The sequence below is a fragment of the Paenibacillus xylanexedens genome, assembly GCF_017874615.1.
Lineage (GTDB): Bacteria > Bacillota > Bacilli > Paenibacillales > Paenibacillaceae > Paenibacillus > Paenibacillus xylanexedens.
Genome location: NZ_JAGIKV010000021.1, coordinates 1 through 17058 on the forward strand (window position 1 = coordinate 1; position 17058 = coordinate 17058).

Annotated in this window: 20 protein-coding genes and 1 riboswitch; of the genes, 8 read left to right on the forward strand and 12 right to left on the reverse strand. The window is 47.7% G+C overall.

Annotated features, from left to right (window positions below; translation table 11 throughout):
- Window positions 1-346: 346 nt before the first annotated feature.
- Entirely contained in the window at window positions 347-847 is a 501-nt protein-coding gene (locus J2Z28_RS23135) for a DUF2798 domain-containing protein (protein ID WP_211084457.1), read from the reverse strand.
- Window positions 848-1022: 175 nt separating this feature from the next.
- On the opposite strand from J2Z28_RS23135, the gene J2Z28_RS23140 reads away from it, so the two are divergent.
- The 7 genes from J2Z28_RS23140 (at window position 1023) to J2Z28_RS23170 (ending at window position 6920) form a co-directional block, all read left to right on the forward strand.
- Window positions 1023-1415, forward strand: a complete 393-nt coding sequence (locus J2Z28_RS23140; RefSeq protein WP_211084458.1) for a VOC family protein — start codon at window positions 1023-1025, stop codon at window positions 1413-1415.
- Between the two features lie 17 nt (window positions 1416-1432).
- Window positions 1433-2188 (forward strand): NAD-dependent epimerase/dehydratase family protein, encoded by a 756-nt coding sequence (locus tag J2Z28_RS23145; protein WP_211084459.1) that lies wholly within the window; start codon window positions 1433-1435, stop codon window positions 2186-2188.
- 145 nt (window positions 2189-2333) lie between these two features.
- Window positions 2334-2446: riboswitch (TPP riboswitch) on the forward strand.
- A 308-nt stretch (window positions 2447-2754) separates the two neighbouring features.
- A complete protein-coding gene (locus tag J2Z28_RS23150) occupies window positions 2755-3795 on the forward strand; it encodes an ABC transporter substrate-binding protein (RefSeq protein ID WP_211084460.1) in 1041 nt (346 codons plus the stop codon).
- A gap of 224 nt (window positions 3796-4019) precedes the next feature.
- Complete coding sequence (locus J2Z28_RS23155; RefSeq protein ID WP_017690996.1) at window positions 4020-4310, forward strand: thiamine-binding protein; 291 nt, start codon at window positions 4020-4022, stop codon at window positions 4308-4310.
- Window positions 4310-5068, forward strand: a complete 759-nt coding sequence (locus J2Z28_RS23160) for an ABC transporter permease (RefSeq protein ID WP_017690997.1) — start codon at window positions 4310-4312, stop codon at window positions 5066-5068. Before J2Z28_RS23155 ends, J2Z28_RS23160 begins: the two co-directional genes overlap by 1 nt.
- A 37-nt stretch (window positions 5069-5105) precedes the next feature.
- Entirely contained in the window at window positions 5106-6008 is a 903-nt protein-coding gene (locus tag J2Z28_RS23165; protein ID WP_244988480.1) for an ABC transporter ATP-binding protein, read from the forward strand.
- Between the two features lie 81 nt (window positions 6009-6089).
- Window positions 6090-6920, forward strand: a complete 831-nt coding sequence (locus J2Z28_RS23170) for a TatD family hydrolase (RefSeq protein WP_211084461.1) — start codon at window positions 6090-6092, stop codon at window positions 6918-6920.
- Window positions 6921-7020: 100 nt separating this feature from the next.
- Here J2Z28_RS23170 and nfsA read toward each other — a convergent pair whose 3' ends face one another.
- The 8 genes from nfsA to J2Z28_RS23210 form a co-directional block, all read right to left on the reverse strand.
- Window positions 7021-7764, reverse strand: a complete 744-nt coding sequence (gene nfsA, locus J2Z28_RS23175) for an oxygen-insensitive NADPH nitroreductase (protein WP_211084462.1) — start codon at window positions 7762-7764, stop codon at window positions 7021-7023.
- Entirely contained in the window at window positions 7757-8356 is a 600-nt protein-coding gene (locus J2Z28_RS23180) for a TetR family transcriptional regulator (RefSeq protein WP_036616712.1), read from the reverse strand. The genes nfsA and J2Z28_RS23180 overlap by 8 nt, the downstream gene beginning before the upstream one ends.
- 165 nt (window positions 8357-8521) lie before the next feature.
- Window positions 8522-9682 (reverse strand): YhgE/Pip domain-containing protein, encoded by a 1161-nt coding sequence (locus J2Z28_RS23185; protein ID WP_036616709.1) that lies wholly within the window; start codon window positions 9680-9682, stop codon window positions 8522-8524.
- A 352-nt stretch (window positions 9683-10034) separates the two neighbouring features.
- The gene (locus J2Z28_RS23190; RefSeq protein ID WP_415841478.1) at window positions 10035-12521 is read right to left on the reverse strand and encodes a heavy metal translocating P-type ATPase; all 2487 of its coding nucleotides are present in this window, start codon (window positions 12519-12521) and stop codon (window positions 10035-10037) included.
- A gap of 216 nt (window positions 12522-12737) precedes the next feature.
- Complete coding sequence (locus J2Z28_RS23195) at window positions 12738-12938, reverse strand: copper ion binding protein (protein WP_017691004.1); 201 nt, start codon at window positions 12936-12938, stop codon at window positions 12738-12740.
- 59 nt (window positions 12939-12997) lie between these two features.
- A complete protein-coding gene (locus J2Z28_RS31555) occupies window positions 12998-13396 on the reverse strand; it encodes a metal-sensitive transcriptional regulator (protein ID WP_017691005.1) in 399 nt (132 codons plus the stop codon).
- Between the two features lie 123 nt (window positions 13397-13519).
- Window positions 13520-14008, reverse strand: a complete 489-nt coding sequence (locus J2Z28_RS23205; RefSeq protein WP_211084463.1) for a GNAT family N-acetyltransferase — start codon at window positions 14006-14008, stop codon at window positions 13520-13522.
- Window positions 14009-14132: 124 nt separating this feature from the next.
- Window positions 14133-14318, reverse strand: coding sequence for a hypothetical protein (locus J2Z28_RS23210; RefSeq protein ID WP_211084544.1), 186 nt, complete (start codon window positions 14316-14318; stop codon window positions 14133-14135).
- A gap of 166 nt (window positions 14319-14484) precedes the next feature.
- Here J2Z28_RS23210 and J2Z28_RS23215 point away from each other — a divergent pair, with 166 nt between their 5' ends.
- Window positions 14485-14670: an Arc family DNA-binding protein gene (locus tag J2Z28_RS23215; RefSeq protein ID WP_211084464.1), complete on the forward strand. Its 186-nt coding sequence runs from the start codon at window positions 14485-14487 to the stop codon at window positions 14668-14670.
- A gap of 65 nt (window positions 14671-14735) precedes the next feature.
- On the opposite strand, the gene J2Z28_RS23220 is transcribed toward J2Z28_RS23215, so the two are convergent.
- The 3 genes from J2Z28_RS23220 to J2Z28_RS23230 form a co-directional block, all read right to left on the reverse strand.
- The gene (locus J2Z28_RS23220; RefSeq protein WP_211084465.1) at window positions 14736-15347 is read right to left on the reverse strand and encodes a hypothetical protein; all 612 of its coding nucleotides are present in this window, start codon (window positions 15345-15347) and stop codon (window positions 14736-14738) included.
- Window positions 15348-15600: 253 nt separating this feature from the next.
- Window positions 15601-16359, reverse strand: coding sequence for a nucleoside phosphorylase (locus J2Z28_RS23225; RefSeq protein WP_211084466.1), 759 nt, complete (start codon window positions 16357-16359; stop codon window positions 15601-15603).
- A 1-nt stretch (window position 16360) separates the two neighbouring features.
- Window positions 16361-17032 (reverse strand): sulfite oxidase-like oxidoreductase, encoded by a 672-nt coding sequence (locus J2Z28_RS23230; protein ID WP_017691010.1) that lies wholly within the window; start codon window positions 17030-17032, stop codon window positions 16361-16363.
- Window positions 17033-17058: the final 26 nt, after the last annotated feature.

Genomic DNA, 17058 nt, shown 5'->3' on the forward strand with positions numbered 1-17058 from the left:
ATATCGTTGCCGCTGTTCTCCCATGTGGACACCTCCGTTAGTCTTATTATCCTTCCGTCCGTTAACGGGTGTCCACTTTTTATTCTAGCTCCACTAGAGACGTTATTGTAGGTAATTAGCTTCAATTAAATGCCTTGTTGGAGGTTTTTTGCATAATAACGCCGCTGAGATTCGTTAGATTTTTCATTCTCTAAAAACTGGCCTAATAAGGTGTTCTTGATTCGTTAGCGTTGTAATCGTGGTGGAAAGTATCCTATCTTTGCCTCTGATCACCTTACATTAAAGGTGAGAATAATATCTATTCATTTGCACAAGATTGCCCAGGAAATACTTAGGGCCAGCCGAATCACACACTTTTGTTAACAACAGGCATTACGGGCCCGTTATCCTTGATGAATTTACCGAATACATATCGCACGAGTGGACCCAGAATGATCAATTGATATGGAAGCGCCAAGCTGAAGTTACGAGCGATCGTCTGAAGATAGGTACGGAATATGGAACCCCCACCTAATTGATCCGCGAGATATGCCGAGATCATTCCATACAAGGACATGATCAGAACCATGCCAATCACCATGAAAAATGACATAACGAGCACACCCAAAATCTTGTTGGACTTGTCAAAGGGCAAGGAAAAAGCAATCTTTCTCGCTATAGGTCCGACAATGAATGACTCCACCAGAAACGCGATGACAAAACATAATACGAATTGAAGCAGGATTTCAAGCGGGGACATCTTGCCGAGTAACCCACTGTGCCATAGATTGAAGAACATCATGACCAAGACCATTCCTGTACACATCATTAATCCGAAAATAATTTGTTCCTTCTTGCTGGTTGGCAATTCTCTCATCCTCTCTGTTTACCTTCGTAATTATAGAGATGAGGAAACCCTCCACATAAGTGAACATTATGTGAACAATTATGATTTTCCCAATTTAAAATTGGATTTGACAACCATGTAGCACAGCTCTATGATATCCCTTAAAATGGTAGAAACATTCAATACATAAGGAGGATTGGATTATGAGTTTTCAAAACGCATTGACCACGTCGGCATTGCTGTGCGTGATCTGGAGACCACGCTGCGTTTCTATACGGAGATTGTTGGTCTTGAATTGAAAGACCGGGTAACCCATACCAACGGTATCATTCAGCTCGCATTCCTTGGCTTCAATGGAAGTAATGAGACTGAGATTGAGTTAATTCAAGGGTACAGCGACAAGCTGCCTTCCGAAGGTACGGTGCACCATTTTGCGATCCACGTGCATGATCTTGATTCTGAGTACAAACGCATCCAAGCCACCGAAGCCGAATTTATCGACGGAGAGATTATCACACTGCCTAACGGTTACCGCTATTTCTTCATATATGGACCTGAAAAGGAATGGATTGAGTTCTTCCAGCGCTAAGAATTGGAGCTGATTTCATGAACATTTTAATTACCGGCGCAGCCGGAAAAATTGGACGTAACTTGTCCCAACACTTGTCAGAAGCATTTCACCTGCGACTTACGGATTTGAATATCGACAGACTGCATACGTATCAAGGGACAAGCCATGAGATCATGACACTGGATGTGACAGACCCCGAAGCCTGTCAGCATGCTTGCGAAGGCATGGATGTGGTTGTACATCTGGCGGGAGATCCTTCCCCGAATGCCGGATTTTATGAATCGTTGTTGGATATCAATATCAAAGGTACATTTAATGTATTCCGTGCAGCTAAAGACCAAGGTGTACGAAGAGTCATTCTGGCAAGCAGTGCACAGACGATTGAGGGGTATCCCATTGATGCTCAAGTCTATCCAGACATGCCGACACGTCCACGGAATTTGTACGGGGTTAGCAAATGTTTTGGAGAATCGCTCGCTTCCTATTTTGCGTATACAGAAGGTTTACAAAGTGTAGCAATACGTATAGGTGCATATGATGATTTTCAACCGGACGGACCAGTGCTGGAGGCAAGGGATATGAGCGCGTATATTAGTCCGGCTGACTTGTGTGATTTGATGTTCAAAGCAATTACAACTACCGATCTGGAGCCCTTCACCATACTGCATGGGATCTCGAATAATCGGTTTAAACGATTGAATCTGGAAAGCACTCAGAAACAGGTAGGCTATGACCCGAAATCCGATGCTTTTGCACTCAGTCAGATTGCCTTGTATGATTCACCGCGATAATTATTGAAAATAACACATCCAAGCAGGCTGTTATACATATGTATAACAGTCTGTTTGATAACTTCATACGTGTCCCCATCCAGTTCCTGACTGGACAGGTCCCACCCTCTCGCCTATAATTACACCTAGTAATGCCCGTAACTTCATAGTTTCCCAGGGGAGTCGGAATTGGCCGGCTGAGAGTGTATCCCACCAAGATACTAACCCTTAGACCTGATCTGGATCATGCCAGCGTAGGAATCGGAGTATATCGAAATGGCACAGCCCTATGGCTGAACGCCACCTCTCTAACGCCTGCACGCGTCCCGGAATACGGGACGCTTTTTTTGTTACTATCAGAAAGTATAAGTTTGGAAGCATCACCTTTCTGATATTGCAAGAAAAACTGCCGCTAAACGCGGTCTGGCTTCCTTGAATTGACATCGATGGACGTTTTACTTGTTCAAAAATAACGTCATCCGGATCTCAACTGGTATAAATCTGTCGATTTATGCAAGATGATTGGATATGAAGCCAAGGAGTACCCCGTGCCAATCGGCCGGACATACCGAAGGAGAGAACCACAGATGAAATGGCGTAAAACGATGGGATTGTTGCTCTTATGCGTGCTTATGGTGACTGTAGCCGCATGTGGTGGCAAAGAAGCTGCCCCAACTGGGCAGAACGGCAACACAAATACGGAAAGCAGCAACGAAGGTGACACTGCCGCCCTGAAAGATATTAAAGTGGTGCTCGACTGGACACCGAATACGAATCACACAGGCCTGTATGCGGCTGTAGATCAAGGTTTTTATAAGGCCGAAGGCTTGAACGTGGAGATTGTACAACCAGGTGCCGGTGGCGCAGATACAATGGTTGCCTCCAATGAAGTGCCTTTTGGCGTAAGTTATCAGGAGAGTGTAACTCAAGCCCGCACACAGGGTGTTCCATTGGTCTCCATCGCAGCAGTTATTCAGCATAATACATCTGGTTTCGCTGCTCCGGCGGATCGGAATATCAAGTCACCGAAAGATTTTGAAGGTAAAACCTATGGCGGTTGGGGTTCCCCAGTCGAAGAAGCCGTGATGCAATCTATTATGGAAGGCGACGGAGCCGATGTATCGAAAGTGAAAAACATTAACATGGGTGATGCCGACTTTTTCACCGCAGTAAAACGGGATATTGATTTCGCGTGGATTTTCTACGCCTGGACAGGTATTGAAGCCGAACTACGCGGGGAACCGATCGACATGTTATATGTGAAGGATTATTCAGATGCACTGGATTATTACACGCCTGTCCTCGTAACGAACGAGCAGACGATTCAGAAAGACCCTGAGCTGGTGAAAGCATTCCTGAAAGCCACCTCCGAAGGGTATCAATATGCGATTGATCATCCGGAAGACGCTGCGAACATTCTGATCAAGGCCGTACCGGATCTGGATAAGGAATTGGTGCTGGCAAGCCAGAAATGGCTTAGTCCCAAGTACACAGATGACGCCCCGCGCTGGGGTGAGCAAAAACAGGAAGTGTGGCAGAACTACACCGACTGGATGTTTAGCAAAAAACTGCTCGATGAACAGATCGATGTGAGCAAGGCATATACAAACGCGTTTTTACCCCAATAAAATTTCTCGTATAAAACGAACTTAATATTTACACGAGGATGGAGAGGACAGAAATAACGTGAAAAAGCGAAGCGGTCGCCTTTATCACCGGATTTTCCCTTTAGAGAAAGGGAATCAAAAAAATCTGGGGATAACAGCGATTGGAAGGTTATTCTGTCATCGAAGTGGCTAGTGTAACAGTCATTAGTTCATTTTATATATCACGAAAGGAGCCGTGATCTCTCATGGCAAGCACACTACTTAGTATTCAGGTTATTCCCAAAACGCCAAATGGCGAGAACTCTTATCCTTACGTTGATCGCGCCATTGAAGTTATTCAGCAATCCGGCCTGAAATATCAGGTGAACGCGCTCGACACCACGATGGAAGGGGAACTAGAGGAACTGCTGGAAGTTGTCCGTAAAATGCACGAGGTACTTGTGGAGGCTGGCAGCCCAAGCATCATCTCCCAGATCAAAATCGCCCATAGCCCTACCGGCTTCAGCATGGACACACTGACGGAGAAGTATCGCTAATGCCTGCCTATTTCAAAAGTGTATGGCCGCCCATTGTGGCGGTTATTCTCTTTATAGCGATATGGCAGGGAGCCGTCTCCCTCTTCCATATTGAGAAATGGATGCTGCCTGCACCGTCCGACATCGCCCGCGAAGCGGCAACCCAGGCCGAACGACTTGGCATGCACGCTTCCGCAACCATTCAGTTAACGCTGATTGGATTCGCCGCTGGAACAGCGGTTGGATTACTGATTGCGATGGTGCTGCATTTAGTTCCTTTTCTCAAGTCAGCCCTGTATCCTTTACTTATTCTTAGTCAAAATATCCCAACCATCGCGCTCGCGCCGCTCCTGTTAATCTGGTTTGGATTCGGTCTGTTGCCCAAGCTGATTACGATCATCCTGGTCTGTTTCTTCCCCGTTGCAGTGGCAGCCATGGACGGCTTGACCCGTACAGATGCAGCGATGATGAACTATATGCGCATGGCTGGTGCGAAACGTCATCATATCTTCTGGAAGCTGGAGCTTCCCCATGCGCTGCCATCCGTGTTCTCCGGTGTCAAAATCGCCGCTACCTATAGCGTGATGGGCGCCATCATCGCCGAATGGATTGGTGCAGACAAGGGTATTGGTTATTATATGATGTTGCAAAAGTCGGCTTATCGTACGGACCGCCTATTCGTGGCGATCATGATTATTGTCGCGCTCAGCTTGCTGCTCTTCCTGTTCATTGCCCTGCTGGAGAAGCTGCTCGTGCGCTGGCGGCCACAAAAGCGGTAGTAAAGAAGTAATCTGTATATTAGGAAGTGATGACCATATGAATCTGCAACAGGATGAACAAGTCCAGCCTGGACGAGGAGCAAGTGTAATGGAGCCAACGCACGGTGAAAAGCTTCACCCGGCTCCCCCTAATCGACCTGCTTCTCCTGCTTCGATTCCACCTGCACTGGACGTCGTTGATGTTCATGCATCATTCCGTGAACGGCGGAGCAAGTTACCGGTTCTGAACGGCCTATCCCTGACTGTGGAGCAAGGCGAGTTTGTTGCTATCGTTGGGCCTTCTGGCTGTGGCAAAAGCACCCTGTTCCATATCATCGGCGGTCTGCTGAAGCCAGAGGAAGGGCAAGTACTCATGAACGGTCATGATGTGACGGGCCAACGTGGCAAGATCAGTTATATGCCCCAACAGCCTGCTCTTTTCCCGTGGCGCACCATTGAAGATAATGTACTGCTTGCTGGTGAAGTAGCCTCAAGTGCACCCCCTCGGGCTGAAGCACTTGCAGAAGCTCGTAAGTGGTTAAGCAGCGTGGGTCTTGCCGGATTCGAGCAGGCCTATCCTCATATGCTGTCGGGCGGAATGCAGCAGCGTGCTGCATTCCTGCGTGCCCTGCTCAGTCCGCAGGAACTCATGCTGCTGGACGAACCTTTCAGCGCGCTGGATGCACTGACACGTAGCGACATGCAGCGCTGGCTGCTCGATATCTGGGAACAGAACCGCCGCTCGGTGCTGTTCATCACCCACAATATCGAAGAAGCATTGCTGCTAGCGGATCGGGTCTATGTATTATCCAACCGACCTGCAACGGTATTGCACGAGGTACATGTTCCTTTTGATCGCCCAAGACGAGAAGAAATTACGGAGGAATCCGCTTTTCTGGAGCGTAAACGGCAGATTGCTCAGTGGATGCGAGAAGAACAGCAGAAAGCCCGCCTATCTTGATAGTGCGGGTTTTTAAGTTATTATTTTCCTTTAATGGGTGATCCACCATGAGAAATCCTGCGTAACATAGTTAGAATATAAATGAACACAAGGAGGAATTCCCTCGTGCATGCTCAAGCTTTTGCACCATTAATTGATGCTCATATTCACTTCGATCAGTATACGCCTGACGAACAACGCGAGATGCTGTTATCTTTCCCGTCTCAGCAAGTCGAGGCAGTCATTGCCGTGTCCATGAATCTCGCTTCTGCCAAGACCAATCTGGAGCTTGCAAAACAACATCCACGTAACATCTATCCAGCCTTCGGTTTCCATCCGGAACAGGAACTGCCGTCCGTTGCAGAAATGGACCTCTTCTTCCAATGGATCGAGAAGCATATGGGACAAGCCACAGCCATAGGAGAAGTTGGCCTTCCCTATTACAATCGTCAGGAAGCGGAGCAGGCAGGGCAACGCTTCGATCAGAGCGGGTACATTGAGCTGCTTGAACGTTTCATCCAACTTGCCAAAAAGCATAACAAACCACTTGTCCTTCATGCGGTATACGATGATGCGGATATCGTCTGTGATTTGCTGGAGCAATATCAGTTCCGACGTGCTCATTTCCATTGGTTCAAAGGTTCTCGCCAAACCGTAAGGCGCATGGCGGACAACGGTTATTTCATTTCCTTCACGCCGGATATTCTATATGAAGAAGAGATTCGTGAACTCGCCCGGCAATATCCATCGGAACAAGTGATGGCCGAGACCGACGGACCTTGGCCCTTCGAAGGACCATTTCAGGGACGAATGACACACCCTGCCATGACCAGACAGGTCATCCAGGCATGGAGTGAAATCACTGGCATGGGAACCGAGCGGGCCGCCCGTCTTTTTTATCAGAACACAAAGCGTTTCTACGGCTTAACTTGAGTAAATAAGGTAACAGCAAGTACTCTCGCTTGCCCTGCCAGCACAGCACAAAGAAGCCAGTCGGCTTCGCCCCGACTGACTTCTAAACTACATATATAATTTATCGCTTCAAGAAGCCTTTGCCTTCCAGGAACGGTCTCACTTGCAACCGTGTCGGCTCAGTCAGGCGCTTCGCCATCAGTTCGGACCATGGAGTTGTTCGTTCACCGTTAGTCCGTGCTTTCATGTACGCCGTCGTTGTCTCATCATACTGCTCAACGCCTTTGATGCTCTGCTCGGCATTATAACGATTATGATGAAGAACTGCATCCAGTGGCAGACGCGGCCGAATTCCCGTTTCCTGATCTGCAACACCAATACACATGCCATACACCGGATATACCCCTTCCGGCAATCCCAACAGCTCAGCAACTTCCTCAATCCGGGTACGAAGCCCGCCTATATATACAATTCCGAAACCAAGCGACTCTGCCGCAAGAGCGGCATTCTGGGAAGCCAGAGCAGCATCAATCGTGGCTACCATGAAATTCTCGGTTGAATCGGCATACGATTGCTTCTCAGGAAGATGACGTTTCGCAGCATCACTCAGCCGATACAGATCAGCACACCATACAAGAAACACCGGACATTCATTGACATAGGCCTGGTTGCCTGCCAATTCAGCCAGCTTGGCTTTTTGCTCTAAGTCAGTCACAGCAATTACGGTATATGCTTGCACACTACTTGAAGAAGAAGCCATCTGCCCAGCCGCTACGATGGCTGCAAGTTGCTCTTCACTTACCGGGTCTGGCTTGAATTTGCGTACAGAGCGGTGTTTCATCATCAACTCAATGGTTTCATTCATGGCTGTTCACTCCCAATCCTCGTAGTACGAACTCGATTGTCTGCTCAGCAAGCTCGTCTGTATTCATATCCTGATAATCAAAGCCAAATCGTGAATTCTTGGCACGTTTGTGCGCCAAAGCCACACCCATTACCTGAAGCATCGCATAAGATACGGACTCGATCTGGAACAATCCCTGGTCTTTTCCTTCTTGCAGCAGTTCCCTCACTCTGCTCCAAACAGGGTCCAGAAAACGAAATACAGTAGCTGTTCGATGTGTACGCAGTGTAATTTCAAGCTGTACAATATCGCTCATCTCCCGGTCCGTCATCGTGAACTTCACAACTTCACCGATAATTCGGCGGATACCTTCCACAGGCGAGGACATGGGCTCTTCCGCCAGCGAGTTCATTATATGCCCAGGGAAAAAATGCTCAAATAATGCTTCGAACACCTTTTCTTTTCCGCCAAAATGGTATGAGACCAGTGAAACATTCGCACCCGCCTCATCACAGATTTGACGAACACTCGTCCCGTCATACCCCTGCTGTGCAAAAAGCTTCTTGGCTGCAAGCAATATCCTCGTTTTGATATCCAACTCCGGTTCCGTCATTCCGTCCCGCTCCCTCTTGTCCGTTCATTTCATTCGCTCCAGCTCAAGAGCCGTAGTCAGGTACTCTATCTGTCTATTATATTACACCAAGCACCCCGATGAAAATCATCGGGGTGCTTGTCCTATCCTATAAAGCAATGATATGCATCTTATACATCTGCTGTATTAGTTGTTCGCTTGAGCAGGGCTTGGAGCCATAGCTGGCATGCGTTGTTTTTTCAACAACGTCACGACCAGTGACAACGCAACAGCAATCAACAGTACAATGACGATAGAGCCTGCAGCAGACTGAACTCCTGGCCCTCCCAATTGAACGCTCATAATACCCTGAACGGCATATGTTGCTGGCAGGTACTGCCCAATGCCGCTATAGAAGCTATTCAGCAATTCACGCGGTACCATTGCACCGGAGGATACCAGTTGCAAGGACAGTGAGATGATGTTGAACAGACTTCCTGCTGGTCCGAAGCAGATCAGGAAGAACTGGGAGAAGAACATGAACGTGCACAGGAAGAGCGCCTGGAACAACCAGAATGCAACGAATCCTTGTGCAATCTGTCCTCCCAGTGCCACGATCAGCGATGATCCCAGCAAGGAAACGACCAATGCAGAACCCACATTAATGACTACTCTTGCGCCAAACAAAGTCAAGCGGGAATAGGTAGATGACAGCATACCCATGGCTGTCTGGAGGTTCATCCCCATGATCATGGCACCTACATAGGAAGCCAGTACCATCATCATCGGCACCATCTGATTATTCATCCCGTTAACCGGGTTAATGGACGTTGTCGTTCCTTCCACTCGGGTAGTCAGGTTTGTAGCGGCTTCAGCAGCCTGATCGGCAGGTGCACCTGAAGCGGTTAACACCGTCTGTACCCCTTGTGCTGTAGCTTGTTTGTTAATCGTGTTTGTCACACTTTGTGATACACCTTGCATCATGCTTTTGATCGTAACCGGGTTCGCTTCATTAATGGTGTATTTAATCTCGGCGGTGGAGCCAGCCGTCTGAAGCAATTCGTTAAATCCAGCCGGGATATCCAGCACCATGTGTACTTGGTGATGATTCAGCTGATCCAACGCTTCAGCCGCGCTTAGATTGGATACGGTATGGAAAGGCAGTGTTCCTGCGAGCGAATCCGCGATTCCTTTAGACATTTCTCCGTCCTCGTTCACAATCGCAACCGTCAATTCTTTCGCACGGTCATTTACTCCAGAATATGCGGTCATCCAGATCACGCTAAAGATCACTTGGAACATAAGTGCTGTTACGATCCCTACAATCACTGGCGGTTTTTTAAACAATGTACGTAAAGCCTGCAACATAAAAGATGTCCTCCATTACTCAAATAATTCAAATTTGATTTAAACAGTTGTTTGAATCAAACGATCGTTTAAATTTTATGTGAATATGTCCATATTGTCAACTCATTTTTGAAAAATTCAGAAAACGTAAGCTTTATTCATGAATACAATCGATCCATTTTCACAAAAGGGCATTATGCTATCTTTGCTTCGTAGAAAAGAACATCTAATACCAACGATTCAGGCTTACTTTCTGGCGACTCAACTGTATTTTTCTCAACAAAAAACACGGTCCGCCGCAGCGAACCGCGTATTTATTCATCCCCACTTTATTGACAATGAGGTGTTGAATATATCTCCAAACAAAAGTCGGTCAGTCATTTCTCTTCAACTTCATGCGTTGCAGACGTAGGGAATTGAGTACAACCGATACGGAGCTGAACGCCATCGCCGCCCCTGCCAACCATGGAGCCAAGAAGCCAACTGCCGCAATTGGAATACCAATAACATTGTAACCGAGTGCCCAGAACAAGTTTTGTTTGATGTTCCCCATCGTGCGCCGGCTCATCTCAATGGCATCTGCAATGCTGTTCAGATCACCACGCATCAACGTAATATCCGCCGCTTCCATCGCTACATCCGTTCCTGTTCCGATCGCCATCCCAATATCCGCTGTAGCGAGTGCCGGAGCATCATTAATGCCGTCACCTACCATCGCGACTTTCAGGCCACTTTCCTGAAGTTTCTTCACTTCCGCAGCCTTGCCTTCCGGCAGAACCTCAGCCAGAACTTTACCGATCCCTGCCTGTTCTGCTACAGCACGAGCTGTTCGCTCATTGTCTCCCGTGATCATGATAACATCGATCCCCATCGCTTGAAGACGACCAATGGCTTCTCGAGAGGTATCCTTGATGGTGTCAGCCACAGCCACGATCCCTGCCCACTGACCATCCACCGCTACCAGCATCGCTGTACGCCCTTGTTCCTCCAGACGGTTCATCTGCTGAATTGTTTCCTGGGAGACATTCACCTGTTCATCCGCAAGCAAACGCCGCGTGCCAACCAGTATTTCCTGCCCTTTTGCCGAAGCTCGCACGCCGTATCCCGGTATGTTCTCGAACTTCTCTGTTGGGGTTAACTCCAGACCCTTGGCACGAATACCTGCAACAATCGCCTCTGCCAGCGGATGCTCGGAACTCTGTTCGGCCGCTCCTACACGCTCAAGCAGATCGGATTCCGTCCAATTCGGAGCCGTGATAACATCGGTAAGGACCGGTTTACCTTGGGTTACTGTACCTGTTTTGTCGAGCACCACGGTCTGAATCTGTTGTGCCGACTCCAGATGTTCGCCGCCCTTGAACAGAATGCCATATTCAGCCGCACGTCCTGATCCAGCCATGACGGAAGTCGGCGTTGCCAGCCCTAGTGCACATGGACAAGCAATGACGAGCACGGCAATAGCTTTCTCAAGGGAACCGGCGAAGTCACCCGGACTTGCAAACAGATACCAGATCAGGAATGTCAGCGCAGCTATGCCGACAACAATCGGAACAAAAATGCCAGATATGACATCTGCGATCCGCTGGATCGGTGCTTTGGAGCCCTGAGCTTGCTCGACTACTTTAATAATCTGGGACAAAGCCGTATCCGATCCCACTCGGGTCGCACGCAGTCGTAATACCCCGTTTTTGTTCAGCGTAGCACCTGTAACGGGATCTCCTGGCTTTTTATCCACGGGAAGGCTCTCTCCACTAAGCATGGATTCATCTACTGAGGATTGCCCTTCTTCAACAATACCATCCACCGGGATGCTATCACCCGGCTTCACCAGAACCAAGTCACCCACCGCGACATATGCGGCAGGAACCATCACTTCCTGTCCATCACGGATGACACGGGCTTCACGTGGAGCCAGTTCAATCAGGCTTTTGATCGCCTGTGAAGAGCGACCTTTCGCCACAGCTTCGAACCATTTTCCCAGTAGAATTAACGTAATCAGAATTGCACTTGTCTCATAATAGAGTTCTACCGAGGGCATGGCGGCTGTGCTCGTTCCCATTGCCCCATGGTCCATGGGTTTAGAAGGTAAGTACCCACTGGATAACGTCAGATACAGACTATAGAAAAACGCTGCACTGGTACCCAATGCGACGAGAACGTCCATATTGGCACTGCGGTTACGTAAGGCTTTGTACGCCCCCACATAGAATTGCCACCCAATCACGAACTGTACCGGCGTTGCCAGCAGCAGCTGGAACCAAGGGTTCATGAATAGTTCGGGGACATAGATTCCGGATGTGAACGAGAAATGCCCCACCATTGCCCACAGCAACGGAATCGATAATAAAGCAGATATCATCCATTTCCACTTTTTGCGTTGCAGCTCACGTTCACGAACCGATGTGGTCTCTTCTTGTGTCAATTGCAGTTCAGCACCGTATCCCATCTGCTTGATCTTGGCGGTAATATCCGAAGGTTTCAATGCACCAGCGGCATATTCGATATGCCCTGTTTCCAGCGCCAGATTCACATTCGCCTGAGATACCCCCGGTAGTCGGGAAAGACCTTTTTCAATCCGGGCAGAACAAGCAGCACACGTCATACCTGTGATGTTCAGATCAACCGATTCTGACACCGTACCGTAGCCCAATGCTTCCACCTTATCTCGCAACGCATTCACGTTGGTTGTCTTCGGATCATAAGATACGGTCGCCTGTTCAATGGCAAGATTCACATTGGCCTGCTGCACGCCTTCCATGCGGGACAATCCCTTCTCCACTCGTGTCGAACATGCAGCACAGGTCATCCCCGTGATGTGCAGTGTTGTCTTTAGTCCTGGTGCGTCTGCCATAGGTGGCATTGGGGTTGGTTCGGATGATCTATCCATTGGTTTATTCGTTGAGTTATCCATCATGTCAGCTCCTTTCATGTCGATTCAATTTTTGTATGTTGCACCAATTATACCCCCAAGGGGTATATATCAAACAGAAAATTAGGCTTAAACCTGACTCTTGGGAAAAGGTACTCTGACCTCTTTTTCGCCCATGAGCATGTTCGGTTTAAGCCTGTGATCCCTTTAGACTACATCGTACCCCTGATCTTCAATGGCAGCTTTGATCTGATCCACGTTCACCGTCTGCTCATCATATTCCACCGCTACTGTTCCCGCTGCCAGATCAACCTTACCACTCGCACCGGTATTCTTCACAGCTTCTTCAACTGATTTCACGCAGTGATTGCAAGACATTCCCGTAACGTTCAACGTAACATTAGACATTGTAAATTCCTCCTTGGGGTATATTAAAATGATAACTTTATTTGGTAAATAAATCCAGATTACTTCATTAACTTCCGCATCGTAACCAGCAGTTCGTCCACAACCTCATGTTCACCAGCCTGAATACGCTCAACGATACAGCTCTTCATATGGCCTTCAAGCAAAAGTTTACCTACTGAATTAAGAGCAGACTGAGCCGCCGCAATCTGCGTCAGCACATCATCACAGTACGTATCCTTCTCGATCAATCCCTTGATCCCGCGAATCTGACCTTCCACACGGTTCAAACGAGAAACCAGATTACTCTTCATCTCCTGCGAATGGTGACTCTTGCGCACATGCTTCCCATCACTGCCCTCGGCATGACAGGATACTGCTTCTTGGACTGTTGCCAAAGCTTCCGTTGAATCTGACTTGGAGGATTGCAAAGGTTCCTCGGGATGGCTCTGATGATCCATCATGAACACCCCTTTTCTTTCGTTCTTTTCTAAGAGTAACATACCCCATGGGGGTATTCAAGAGTGTTCTGATATTTTATTGAAAATGGATGAATCCTTCCTAATTAAATAGGGCGATGCATCTTACAAGGTATACTCCATCCTGCTGCTGCGAACGACCAGACCCATCTGTTCGTAGAAAGCCTGTGCGCCAGAGTTAAACGTTGACACGGACAATTCCATGCTTTCTGCCTGAAGCTCTCTCCCTAGCTCGATGAATGCTTGTAGTAACTGTTTACCTGTTCCTTGGCCCCGATGTTTGTTATCCACTACAAGTTCATGGATGTACAACATCTTGCGATCCACCATCAATGGGTTATCCTGAATTACACTTAACTGCGCGCTCCCGTAACCCAAAATCAAGCCCGTTTCGGAAGACTCGGCAACATATAGGTAACGCTTGTCCGTTTCCAGCAGTTCGATGAACTCCTTTTTCTTCATTCTAGTCTCCAACGCTCTGTATAGATCCGGCCGCGCCTCGACATGCATCTGGTGCAGCTCATCCATCAACAATGACACGCCAGAGTAGTCCCTCATTTCTGCCTTTCGGATGTTAATCGTACCCGTACTCATCCCCATCACTCTTTCATCTACTGAATTTTACATTATTATACAACCAAAAAGCAGATACCATAAGGGTACCTGCTTCGCTAAATTTATCTTCATTCCATCAGACCTAATGTGATGCTCAGGTTGTTTATTTTTTCGAAGAAGCATTTCCTTCATTAAAAGCAACAGGTGATGGCTTCGCTGCCCATTCGTCCGCCTGCGGCTCAATGTCTACTCCGCTTAGAATCTTCTTTTTCTCCATCAAGGAATCCCCGTCTTCATCCAACTTGTTGCGAATTTCCGCCTCATCCTGAGGTTGATTGTTCTGTATCATCATAGAGTCCTCCCTTATGTGTTCATCTTCAAGATGATGTTCCTTTATATAACGTGCCCACTTTCTGTATTATCATTCTCTTCGAGGGACAGGCCGTCACCAAGTTATGTGTTACTTGAATTAAATGATACAATATGAACATTACTTTTTGAGGAGATTTTATTTCATGGCTACAGATAAAAGAGTCTTTACACTTAGGCTGCGAGAAAAGAATTTCGAGAAAATTAAAGTGATTGCGGACAAAAACAAACGATCTATCGCAATGCAAATTGAGTATCTTATTGAACAACATATTGAAGAATTTGAGAAAGAACAAGGTGTTATTTACCCAGATAAACATAATTACGTATAGATTTTGCGCCCTTAGTACATGCGCATTATCCATACGTCATTTTTCATGATATATCCTGTTCCCCGTTAATCGAAATCAACCTGTTTATCCAAAATGATTTCCTCTACTTTGTATTCCATCTCTGGTATTGAGGGAATCAAGGAGAATCGAACGTTTTCCAGAGAAGAAGGAAGAGCAGGAACCACTCGGAAACTAATTTGCGTCTCCCCACCTCCTCCACGACTGCCATGTCTCATGGTGATATATCTCTGTTCGCTGAATATTTCCAGAGCCAAATGTGGAACCATTTGTATACGCTCAGCTTCATTCCCCTTATATTGAATCTCCACATAAACGAGGCTTTCGCCTTCATATTGCATCGAATGCGTGATCATATACTTACACGAATCTTTGATCATTTTCTTCATAATCGGCACCACACTCGTCAATTGAAGAGCTTCACTTGGAAAGTAGTGTCTTTGCGGCATCGGTTGCACGCTACGGAGAACATATCGGATATCTTCCTCCTTCATATCCAGTAAGCTCACCCATTCATCTATGGTATTTTGAGGGGGTTGGTATTGGACTGCTCCGGTTATGTCCTTTCTGGCTGCAACCAGTTTCAAAAGTTGCTCATCAATCCGCTGTACCTCATCGCTGTATTCATTAGGAATTTCACGCAATTCACTCCAGCCCATATTTAATCACTCTCCTAATTTAATGACATGCCATACAAATACAATTCGCTACTGTACCTGCATCCCCTCTTCTTTTTCAGTTTATTTCAAAGGCTCAACTTAACCAAAACGGAAAAATTAAAATAAAGGACGCTCCTTGGGTCATATTCATGACCTTACGGGACGCCCTTTTTATATTGTCCACCTCAAATGGACATCATCTACTGTTTTGCTTGTAACAATGAGCAAAAATGCATACTTGCCTTAACCAACCCTACGCCTGATCCTGGCGAGCAAGCGCGGCTAGCGCATGTAGCGCTGCATTAATCTCGCGCTCCACCGCTTGTCCAACCGCATCCGTATGCGGATCATACTCGGCTGCCAGATCGCTGTCTGCGAATCCATCGATCGCGACAATCGCTCCGGCGCGAGCGCCACGCAAGGTGCTGACGATGTAGAGCGCAGCAATTTCCATCTCAGCTGCAAGTGCTCCAGCCTGCTTGTACTTGCGGTGTGGGATCTCTTCCACGCCTGCAAAGAACGCATCCAGCGTTACGGTGATACCAACGCCCACTTTGCCTGCAAATGTTGCAGCATCCGCGCTTTCTTGCTCACGAGCAGCTTCGATCAACGCTTGTGTCACCCCAAGGTCCGCTACCGCTGGGAAACCATCCGGCACCAGTTGGCGAGTTAATCCGTCCGTACGAACAGCGGCTGTACTCACAATCACGCTGCCTGCTGGATAATCGACTGTATACGATCCCGCTGTACCTACACGAATCAGAGTTGTTACACCCGCGCGAATCAATTCCTCGAAACAGACAGCTGCTCCAGGTGAACCTACACCATGGCTGACCACAGCGATCTGTACCCCTTCATACAATCCAACAAATGTACGATACTCCCGACTGAACGCCAGTTCTCTCGCCTGCTCCAGCTTACGGGAAATCTTCTCCGCACGTGCCGGATCACCACAGACGATGGCGTATGCCGGCATGTCTTCTGAATGAATCTGCAAAATAGGCATCAACATATCAATCAAACTCCTTCTTCGTCCACTCGTCTTCCGGAATCGGCAGATCTTCACCCGAGAATCGTTGTTCCTTGAACGGATCGGCAAAATGGTGGAAACCATTCACTTCCCAGAAGCCGTTACGGTCTTCTGTCATAAACTCCAGCCCACGTATCCACTTGGCACTCTTCCAGAAGTAAAGTTGTGGCACAACCATACGCAGTGGAAAACCATGCTTGGGTGTTAGTGGCTCGCCGTTATATTTGAATGCAAGCAGTACATCATCATGCATCAATTCTTCAAGCGGTACATTTGTCTCATAATCATGATCTGCATGGATCATGACGTATTTGGCTTCCGGTTTAACCCCCAGAAGTTTCACAAAATCGGAGAAGCGAATACCTTCCCACGGCGTATCGAATTTCGACCAGCGTGTGACACAGTGGATATCACTCACCGTGTTCACCTGTGGCATCGCCTGTAACTCAGCTAGAGAGAACACCTTCTCCTCTTCCACTTCGCCGAATACCTTCAGGTCCCATGTGGACAGGTCATATTCCGGCACTTCCCCTTCATGCAGAATCGGGAATTTCTCCGTCAGCATCTGCCCTGGCGGCAAACGATCTCCGTGATCGTTACCTGTTTTGGGTGCCGGGGTTTTACTTTTTTTCAAACGTTCAGCCTTGTTATGCAAGTGGAATTCCTCCTTCTTTTACTGTC